The 2666-nt window shown below is 61.9% G+C and carries 4 protein-coding genes; 1 reads left to right on the forward strand and 3 read right to left on the reverse strand.

Annotated features, from left to right (window positions below; translation table 11 throughout):
- On the forward strand, positions 1-278 hold a 278-nt coding region (locus tag EN893_RS28195), incomplete at its 5' end, for an ATP-binding protein (protein WP_245490919.1).
- 102 nt (positions 279-380) lie between these two features.
- Here EN893_RS28195 and EN893_RS28200 read toward each other — a convergent pair.
- From EN893_RS28200 to EN893_RS28210, 3 genes are all read right to left on the reverse strand, one after another.
- Positions 381-935 carry a hypothetical protein gene (locus EN893_RS28200; protein WP_127266557.1) on the reverse strand — a complete coding sequence of 185 codons (555 nt, stop codon included), beginning with the start codon at positions 933-935 and terminating at the stop codon, positions 381-383.
- Between the two features lie 78 nt (positions 936-1013).
- Positions 1014-2195 carry a choline ABC transporter ATP-binding protein gene (choV, locus tag EN893_RS28205; protein WP_127266556.1) on the reverse strand — a complete coding sequence of 394 codons (1182 nt, stop codon included), beginning with the start codon at positions 2193-2195 and terminating at the stop codon, positions 1014-1016.
- A partial coding sequence (locus EN893_RS28210) for an ABC transporter permease subunit (protein ID WP_128361959.1) occupies positions 2192-2666 on the reverse strand: 475 nt, incomplete at its 5' end. The genes EN893_RS28210 and choV, both read right to left, overlap by 4 nt.

Raw genomic sequence — 2666 nt, forward strand, 5'->3', positions numbered from 1 at the left:
CCTACGGCAAGAAGGCGCATCTTACGCTGCGCCGGTCGGAAGACATGATCCTGCTCACCATCCGCGATGAAGGGCCCGGGATACCGCAGGCACAGATCGACGCCGTGTTCGGCTCGTTCGTGCGCCTCGAACAATCGCGCAACCGCCAGACCGGCGGTCTGGGCCTCGGCCTGACCATTGCCCGCAACATCGCGCGCGCCGCCGGCGGCGAGATCAGCCTGTCTAACAACCCGGGCGGTGGCCTGCTAACGCAGCTGCGCCTGCCGCTGGCGGCATAAGGCTGCCACAAGATGACAGGGCAGTTTCGTTAGCCGGTTCTTCGTCGGTCTGCTCTCAACTTCAACCAGCATAGGTCAACGAGCGGTGGATAGGCTGGTTGCCTATTTCAGTACGCCGTCCTTGCGTCGAAATATGCGAAGTTGCATCTCGTCCCAACGCGTCATCACCTTTTCCTCGAAGCGATCTCGTCTAAATTTAACGCAATGAATGTCCTCGATCAGGAAGACATCGTCCTTGGATGCGACTGCCTCCAAGAACCGGGGAGACCGAACGGCCAGATTGACCTCGTTCTCACGCGAAGTTTGACCGATCAATTGGTAAAAGGTGAACATTGCATAGCAATAATTGTCGAATGTCTCGAACTCTAAAAAGTCTGCAACGCGACAGTCGTCCAAGGTCATTAAAGGGTAGCTGTACGGACTGCGCCTGTTCGGGTCTTGCCTAATGTGCGGCAGCTGGAGGGTCTTGGTGGCGCCGACCTCCTCCAGCACCGAGGTACTCCACTCCCAGCAGCTGATGTAACTGTGAAAGAAGGCTTCACGCACCACACTATGTTCGTCTGGCAGCCACTCGTTGTGCTCTCGCTCGGCGTCGATTAGCCGGTAAACGTCGAATAGAAACTCGTATATGAGTGCAGCCACCGTCGCGTTTCGCATTCCTCAACCTCAATTATGCGACCCGGCTGTTCCCTCGAAAACACTAAACCGCCCTATGGGCTGAATTGACGGCGAAGGTTACCGCCGCAGCACCGCGCTCAGCACGTCGCGGATACCGATGGCGCCGACGAAGCGCGACTGGTCGTCGAACAGCGCCACGGGAGCGGTCTGCGAACGGTGCATGGCCAGCATCACGGTTTTCAGCGAAGTGCCCGGATTGGCCCAGAACACTTGCGCGGCTTCCTCGGATTGGCCTTCGACGTCGGCGCACGACACCCAGACCGCCGGCTTGCCATCGCGTTCGGCCGCCGCCACCAGCCCATGCTCATCGATCTTGAAGCGCGTCGTCTTGCGGCGGTCGAGCCACACCCAGCCATCCTTGCCGTGCTCCAGATCGCGACGGTCGCGCATCACGTTCCAGGCGGTCAGCACCGACAGCGGGTTCACATTGGCGATGAAGTCGCGGACATAGTCGTTGGCAGGCCGCAGCACGATGTCCTCCGGCGCGCCGGTTTGCACGATGCGCCCGCCCTCCATGATGGTGATGTGGGAGCCAATCTTCAGCGCCTCCTCAAGGTCGTGGCTGACGAAGATGATGGTCTTCTTCAATTCGGCCTGGAGCTGCAGCAATTCGTCCTGCAGCTTGGTGCGGATCAGCGGGTCGAGCGCCGAGAACGGCTCGTCCATCAGCAGGATCGGCGCCTCGGTGGCGAAGGCCCGCGCCAGGCCGACGCGCTGCTGCATGCCGCCCGACAGCTCATGCGCGTATTTCTTCGACCACTGGTCGAGATTGACCAGCTTGAGCTGGCGTTGCACGCGCTCCTTGCGCTCGGCTTCCGGTACGCCGGCGAGTTCGAGGCCGAGACCGACATTCTCCTCCACCGTGCGCCAGGGCAAAAGGCCGAACTGCTGGAACACCATCGCCACCTGTTTCTGGCGCAGGCGCCGCAGGGTCGCCTCGTCGCAGGTGACGACGTCGACGGTTTTGTCGCCATCCTTGACCAGCACCTGGCCGCGCGACACCACGTTGAGCCGGTTGACCGCCCGCAGCAATGTCGACTTGCCCGAACCGGAGAGACCCATCAGCACGGAGATTTCGCCCTCGTTCACGGTCAGGCTGGCGCCGGCGCAACCCAGTACATTGCCGGTCTTTTCGAGGATCTCGGCGCGGCTGGCTCCGGCGTCGATCATCTTCAGCGATCCGGCCTGGTCGGCGCCGAAGACGATATCGACGTTCCGGAAATCGACGGCGACGGTCATTTCTTGCCTCCAACGGCGATGCGGGTCATCCGGTCGAGCACGATGGCCAAAACGACGATGGCGAGGCCCGCCTCAAGCCCGAGGTCGATCTTGCGCGAACCCAGCGCCCGGTTGATTTCGGTGCCGAGGCCGCCCGCGCCGATCAGTGCGGCAAACACCACCATCGATAGCGACAGCATGATGCACTGCGTCAGACCGGCCATGATGGTGGGCAGCGCCGAGGGCAGCTCCACCTTCCACAGCAACTGGCTCTTGGTGGCGCCGAACGCCTCGCCGGCCTCGACGATCGACTTCGGCACCGAGACGACGCCGAGATGCGTGAGACGAACCGCGGTCGGGATGACGAAGATGATGGTGACGATGAGGCCGGGCGCATTGCCGAGGCCGAACAGCGTCAGCACCGGGATGAGGTAGACGAAGGTCGGCAGCGTCTGCATCAAATCGAGCACCGGCAGCATGACGCGATAGACC

This window comes from Mesorhizobium sp. M7A.F.Ca.CA.004.04.2.1, assembly GCF_004022825.1.
Lineage (GTDB): Bacteria > Pseudomonadota > Alphaproteobacteria > Rhizobiales > Rhizobiaceae > Mesorhizobium.

Bases quoted from the DNA above. Each gene is read 5' to 3' on its own strand.
- EN893_RS28200 (WP_127266557.1), bottom strand. From the start codon at position 935: ATGCGAAACGCGACGGTGGCTGCACTCATATACGAGTTTCTATTCGAC.
- choV (WP_127266556.1), bottom strand. From the start codon at position 2,195: ATGACCGTCGCCGTCGATTTCCGGAACGTCGATATCGTCTTCGGCGCC.